Annotated in this window: 4 protein-coding genes; 1 reads left to right on the top strand and 3 read right to left on the bottom strand. The window is 74.6% G+C overall.

Annotation, left to right across the window (positions count from 1 at the left end; genetic code table 11):
* Nucleotides 1-90: 90 nt before the first annotated feature.
* Nucleotides 91-1626 carry an MFS transporter gene (locus tag ACFV9H_RS36275; RefSeq protein WP_385407108.1) on the bottom strand — a complete coding sequence of 512 codons (1536 nt, stop codon included), beginning with the start codon at nt 1624-1626 and terminating at the stop codon, nt 91-93.
* A 130-nt stretch (nt 1627-1756) separates the two neighbouring features.
* On the opposite strand from ACFV9H_RS36275, the gene ACFV9H_RS36270 reads away from it, so the two are divergent.
* Nucleotides 1757-2767, top strand: coding sequence for an Lrp/AsnC family transcriptional regulator (locus ACFV9H_RS36270; protein WP_385407111.1), 1011 nt, complete (start codon nt 1757-1759; stop codon nt 2765-2767).
* Between the two features lie 7 nt (nt 2768-2774).
* Here ACFV9H_RS36270 and glgP read toward each other — a convergent pair whose 3' ends face one another.
* Both glgP and ACFV9H_RS36260 read right to left on the bottom strand, forming a co-directional pair.
* Nucleotides 2775-5411 (bottom strand): alpha-glucan family phosphorylase, encoded by a 2637-nt coding sequence (gene glgP / locus ACFV9H_RS36265; protein ID WP_385407106.1) that lies wholly within the window; start codon nt 5409-5411, stop codon nt 2775-2777.
* A gap of 143 nt (nt 5412-5554) precedes the next feature.
* Nucleotides 5555-6424 (bottom strand): hypothetical protein, encoded by an 870-nt coding sequence (locus ACFV9H_RS36260; protein WP_385407103.1) that lies wholly within the window; start codon nt 6422-6424, stop codon nt 5555-5557.
* Nucleotides 6425-6440 lie beyond the last annotated feature (16 nt).

The following is a 6440-nucleotide window of genomic DNA, read 5'->3' as shown; positions in this document are numbered from 1 at the left end:
GACGCCGACCAAACTCCAGCCCCGCCGGCGTTTGAGGCGCGGGGTGCGGGGGCCGGCCCTCGCGCGACGGTGCCGCAACCGGGCGACGGTTCAGGGTCGGGGGACCGGGACCGGGGCCGAGGTCGGGGCCGCCGGGGCGGGGATCATCGGGGCCGCCGCGCGAGGCGTACGACGGAGCAGGAGGAAGGCCATCAGCGCGCCGGCCAGGCCCATCGCCGCCGAGGCGAGGAAGGTGTCGCGCAGGCCGCTCGCGAAGGCCGCGTCCACCAGCGCCGCCAGCGAATCGCGGGCCCCGCCCGCCGGGGCGGCCGCGAGCAACTCCCCCGCCCCGCCGGAGGCCAGCGGCTCCGACAGGTCCCGGCCGCCCTCACCGAGCCCCGACCGCAGCCCCGCGTGGAAGACCGCGCCGAGCACCGCGATGCCGAGCGCGGTGCCGAGCTGCCGGGCCGTGTTCAGGGCGCCGCCGGCCATGCCCGCCCGGGCCGGGGCCACGGCCCCCATCGCGGTGGCGGCCAGCGCCGGAGTCGCCACGCCCACGCCCACGCCGGTCACGAGCAGCCCCGGAACCAGCGCCGGCCAGCCGTCCCCGGCGGCCGGCAGCCAGGCCTGGAGCAGCGCGCCCACCCCGATCAGCAGCAGCCCGCCGCCGATGCTCAGCCCCGGCGAAACCCCGTGCAGCAGTCGCCCTGCCCCCGCGGCCACGACGAAGCCGGCCGCGCTCATCGGCAGCAGCACCAGCCCCGCGCCGACCGGGCTCATCCCCTCGACGGACTGCAGCCACAGGGAGACGTACATCAGGTACGAGAACGCGGCGCCGGACAGCAGCAGTCCGGCGGCCATCACCCCGACGAAGGTGTGGCTGCGGAAGAGCGAGAGGTCCAGCATCGGGTGGGAGCCGCGCAGTTCGACGAGGACGAAGCCGGCGAAGGCGGCCACGCCGAGCCCGAGCAGCCCGAGGGTGGTGCCTGAGGTCCAGCCGTTGTCACCCCCGCGGATCACGGCGTACGTGACGGCCGCCGCGCCCGCGGTGAACGTGGCAATCCCCGCCAGGTCCAGGCTCCGGGCGTGCGGATCGCGGGACTCGGCGACCGCGCGCAGGGTGACGTACACGGCCAGTGCGCAGACGGGCAGGTTGATGAAGAAGATCCAGCGCCAGCCGAAGTGCTCGGTGAGCAGCCCGCCCACGATCGGCCCGGCCGCGGCGGCGGCGCCGTTGACCGCGCCCCAGACGCCGAAGGCCACTCCGCGGTCGCGGCCCTGGTAGGCGGCGCTCAGCAGGGCCATGGTGGTGGCGAACATGGCGGCCCCGCCGATGCCTTGGACCGCGCGGAAGGCGATCAGCGCGGCCGGGCCGGTGGCCAGCCCGCAGGCGAGCGACGCGGCGGCGAAGAGGGTGAGCCCGCCGAGGTAGACCCGGCGGCGGCCGATCCGGTCGGCGAGCGAGCCGGCGCCGAGCAGCAGGGCGGCCGGCGCGAGGGCGTAGACGTCCATGACCCACTGGAGGCCGGCGAAACCCGTGTGCATGTCGGCGGCCATGTCCGGCAGGGCCACGGTCACGATCGTGACGTCGACCAGGAGCATGAACGCCCCGAGGCAGACAGCCGTCAACGGCAGCCATTTACGCATGGGAGTTCTCCTCGATCGGGGGGGAAGGGGCCGGGGATCCCCGGTGACCCCACGTTCGCAGCGCCGCTCCCCCATCCCCCAGCCGGAAGGCCCTACCTGCCGGATTTCCGTCATGCCGACCCCTGGCATGATGGAAACCGTGTACGACATGGAGCTGGACGCACTCGACCGTTCGCTGGTCCAGGCCCTCACGGTCGACGGCCGGGCCCCCTTCAGCAAGCTCGCCGAAGTCCTGGACGTATCCGACCAGACCGTCGTGCGCCGCTACCGGCGCCTTCGGACCGCCGGCCTGGTCCGGGTCGTCGGGCTGCCGCAGGGCAGCCGCGTCGGGCTGTTCGAGTCCTGGCTGCGGGTGCAGTGCGCCCCGGACGCCGCGCTCCCGGTGGCCGAGGCGCTCGCCCGCCGCCCGGACATCGCGTGGGTGACCCTGAACTCGGGCGGCACGGAGATCCACTGCATGACCCGGTCCCGTACCCACAAGGACCGGGACACCCTGCTGCTGGACAAGCTGCCGCGCACCCGCCGGGTCACCGGCATCAGCGCCCACACCATCCTGCGGAAGTTCTTCGGCGGGCCCGACGCGTGGGTGGGCCTGGACGTCCTGCGTCCCGACCAGATCGCGGCCCTGGAACGGCCGCCGGTCGAACCGGCCCCGGACCGGTACGCGATGGACGAGGCGGAGCTCGCGCTGCTCGCGGTGCTGAGCCGGGACGGCCGCGCCGGGTATCCGGAACTGGCGCGCGCCACCGGTCTGTCGGAGTCCACCGCCCGCCGTCGGGTGGAACGGCTGCGGGACCTCGGAGCGGTCTTCTTCGACGTGGAGTTCGTCCCCGCGCTCTTCGGCTACGAGGCGGAGGCGACCCTGGTGTTGACCGTCCCGCCGGCCCGACTGGCGGAGGTGGGGGCCGCGCTGGCGAGCCACCGCGAGGTGGCCTTCGCGGCGGCCGTGACCGGGGCGGCCTCGTTGATGGCGGTGGTGGTCTGCCGGGACACCGACGCCCTCTACACGTACCTGACCGAGCGGATCGGCGCGGTGGACGGTGTGGGCCAGGTGGAGCTCATCCCGACCCTGCGCAGTGTCAAGCGGGCCGGGATGCTCGTGGAGGACGGGCGGCTGGTGGACCCGCCGCCCGCCCTCTAGGAAGCGGTCACCGCAGCAGTACGCCGCCTCCCGCGTCCGTGTCCACCGGGGCGGCGACCAGGCCCAGTTCGGCCGGGGCCGCCAGCAGCGGGTGCGCCGGCAGGATGCGTACCGTGTAGCCGAAGGGACCCGTGCGGTCGAGGGCGAGCGGGCCCTCGTACACCCATCGCCCGTCCAGGTCCGGCCCGGCGGCCGGCTTGAGCGGGAAGGTCCGCCCGTCGCGGATCACGTCCTGCGGGTCCACCCGGCCGGCGTAGGCCTGCACCTCCACGTCCTCGGGTACGAGGGCGTCCAGCGACACCTGCACCCGCAGGGTGAGGGTGGCGCCCAGCTCGGCGGTGCCGTTCACGGGAGCCGCGGCCAGCGCCTCCACGTGCTCGACGCCCACCCGCGGCCAGGCCGCCCGGACCCGCCCCTTCCACCAGGCGAGGTCGCGCGCCGCGTCGGGGGTCAGGGCCCGGTGGGCGAGCGCGGCGGGCGCGTAGAGCCGTTCGACGTACTCGCGCACCATCCGCCCCGCCAGTACCTTCGGCCCCAGCGAGACCAGGGTGCGCCGGACCATCTCGATCCACCGCACCGGGAGCCCGGTGCGCCCGACCCGGTCGTAGAAGCGGGGCGCGACCCGGCCCTCGATCAGCTCGTAGAGGGCGTTCGCCTCCAGGTGGTCGCGCCGGTCCTCGTCCGCCCCGAGCCCGTCGGCGGTCGGGATGGCCCAGCCGAAGTCGGGCTCGAACCACTCGTCCCACCAACCGTCCAGCACGGACAGGTTGAGGCAGCCGTTCAGCGCGGCCTTCATCCCGCTCGTGCCGCAGGCCTCCAGCGGCCGCAGCGGGTTGTTCAGCCAGACGTCACAGCCCGGGTAGAGCTTCTGGGCCATCGCCATGCCGTAGTCGGGCAGGAAGACGATGCGGTGGCGCACCCGCGGGTCGTCCGCGAACCGCACCAGCTCCTGCACGAGCCGCTTCCCGCCGTCGTCCGCGGGGTGCGCCTTGCCCGCGACCACGATCTGCACGGGCCGGTCCGGGTCCAGCAGCATCCTGCGCAGCCGATCCGGGTCGCGCAGCATCAGCGTGAGCCGCTTGTACGAGGGCACGCGCCGGGCGAAGCCGATGGTCAGCACGTCCGGATCGAGTACGGAGTCCACCCAGCCCAGTTCGGCGTCGGCGGCGCCGCGTTGGCGCCAGGAGGCGCGCAGCCGGTCGCGTACCTCCTGCACCAGCTGCTCCCGCAGCACCCGCCGCAGGTCCCACACGTCCTGGTCCGGGATCTCGGCGACCGCGTCCCAGCGCTGGGAGCCGCCCACCGACAGGGCGTCCTCGGTCCGGCCCGCGCCGATCTGGCGGGCGCCGAGCCGGACCACCTCCGGCGCCACCCAGGTCGGGGCGTGCACCCCGTTGGTCACGGAGGTGATGGGCACGTCGGCCGGGTCGAAGCCGGGCCACAGTCCGGCGAACATCTCCCGGCTGACGGCGCCGTGCAGGGTGGACACCCCGTTGGCGCGCTGCGCCAGGCGCAGTCCCATCACCGCCATGTTGAACACCCCGGGATCGCCGCCGGGATAGCTCTCCGCGCCCAGCTCCAGGATCCGCTCGACGGGTACGCCGGGCAGCTCGCCGCCCTCCCCGAAGTGCCGGGAGACCAGGGACCGCTCGAAGCGGTCGATCCCGGCAGGGACGGGGGTGTGCGTGGTGAACACGGTGCCGGCGCGCACCGCCTCGACGGCGGCGTCGAAGCCGAGGCCCTGCTCCCGTTCCAGTTCCCTTATGCGCTCCAGCCCCAGGAACCCCGCGTGCCCCTCGTTCGTGTGGAACACCTCGGGGTCCGGATGCCCGGTGATCGCACAGTACGCACGCACCGCGCGCACCCCGCCGATCCCCAGCAGCATCTCCTGGAGCAGCCGGTGGTCGCTGCCGCCCCCGTAGAGCCGGTCGGTCACCTCGCGGGCCGCGGCGTCGTTGTCCTCGACGTCGGAGTCGAGGAGCAGCAGCGGTACGCGGCCGACGCGGGCCTGCCAGATGTGCGCGTGCAGGGCGCGTCCGCCGGGCAGGGTCAGGGACACCCGGGCCGGTGCCCCGTCCGCCTCCCGCAGCAGGGAGAGCGGCAGTTCGTTCGGGTCGAGCACGGGATAGTGCTCCAGCTGCCAGCCGTCGCGGGAGAGCGACTGGCGGAAGTAGCCGTGCCGGTAGAGGAGTCCCACCCCGATGAGCGGGACGCCGAGGTCGCTGGCGGCCTTGAGGTGGTCCCCGGCGAGGATGCCGAGGCCGCCGGAGTACTGGGGCAGGGCGGCGGTGATCCCGAACTCGGGCGAGAAGTAGGCGATCCCGGCGGGCAGCTCGGCGCCGTTCTCCTGGCTCTGGTACCACCTCCCGCCGTTCACGTAGTCATCGAGGTCGGCGGCGACGACGGCGAGCCGCCGCAGGAACCGGCGGTCGCCGGCCAGCTCCTCGAGCCGGGCGGCGGAGACGGCCCCGAGCAACCGGACGGGATCACCGCCGGCGGCCTGCCAGCCCTCGGGGTCGACGGATTGGAAGAGTTCGCGGGTCTCCGCATGCCACGACCAGCGCAGATTGCGCGCGAGGTCGGTGAGGGGCAGCAGGGTCTCCGGGAGGACGGGGCGCACGGTGAATCGACGGATAGCCTTCACACGTTCCACCTTCGCAGGGGATTGCGGATCGGAGCGGTCGCACCACGCTGTGCACCCGCGCATCACCCCCGGAAGGCTAGCGAGGCCGGGTCCCCCCGGCCATGGCGCCTCGGCGGCGGCCGCGCCCCGGGACCCCGACGGCCTCACCGGACGGCATCGGGCCGGTCCTCCTCCAACAGGTCGTCCAGGTACTCCCGCAGCACCTCGGGCAGCGCGCCGCGGTCCAGCGTGCGCACGACGGCGAACGCCGGCTCCTCCAGATACCGGGCCAGCGCGAGCAGAGCGTGCAGCTGAGCCTCCAGCGCGTCGTGGTCCTGCTCCCGTACGGCTGCCATCGCCAGTGCCCCGCACAGGTACCGGCCGACCTCCGGCTGCCAGGAGTCCGGCCAGTCCGAGGCCTCGTCGGCGGCGAGCCGACGGACCCGGGGGTCGGGCGAGCGGAGCCCGGCCGTGTGTGCTCGGGAGCCGGGGTCGGCGTCCAGGGTGTCGCCGTCGGCCAGGTCCCGGGCGCGGGGGCCGGAAAGGGTCAGCCGGGCCGTCATGCCCTGGCACAGCCAGTCGATCTCACGCCCGACGAACTCGATGCGCTCCAGCCGCACCCACGCCCCGCCGGGCGTACGCAGTCCGAGCCCGATGTGCGGGGTTCCGCCCAAGGTGCGGACGATGACCCGTGTCGCCTCACCGAGGGGCTCCGCCGGCCCGCAGAGGTGCAGCCTCGCCGCCCGCGCGAGCAGGCGGGCCAACCCGGGCGAGTCGGTGCGCAGCGGAATGAGGCGGTCCAGTTCGTGGTCGTCCAGGGCCGGTTCCACGCACGGCAGCGCGTCGAGCTGCGCCGCGAGGGCGTCCTGGTCGGCCTCCTCCACGGCGGCCGCCACCAGCGCGGAGGCCAGCTCCCGCTCCGCCTCCGGGGGCCACACCGCCCCCGTCACCGCCCGCGCGGCCGCCTCCCGCACCCGGGGGTCGGGCGAGCGGAGTCGAGTGGTGATCAATTCGGGGCGGTGTTCGATGCGCATGTGGCATTGTCGGCCG

Source organism: Streptomyces sp. NPDC059874 (assembly GCF_042731135.1).
GTDB lineage: Bacteria > Actinomycetota > Actinomycetes > Streptomycetales > Streptomycetaceae > Streptomyces.
This window is presented reverse-complemented; position numbering and strand designations above follow the sequence as displayed.

What these genes read in the sequence shown, in the direction of transcription:
- ACFV9H_RS36260 (WP_385407103.1), bottom strand. Translation starts at nt 6,424, where the DNA reads ATGCGCATCGAACACCGCCCCGAATTGATCACCACTCGACTCCGCTCG.
- ACFV9H_RS36275 (WP_385407108.1), bottom strand. Translation starts at nt 1,626, where the DNA reads ATGCGTAAATGGCTGCCGTTGACGGCTGTCTGCCTCGGGGCGTTCATG.
- ACFV9H_RS36270 (WP_385407111.1), top strand. Translation starts at nt 1,757, where the DNA reads ATGGAAACCGTGTACGACATGGAGCTGGACGCACTCGACCGTTCGCTG.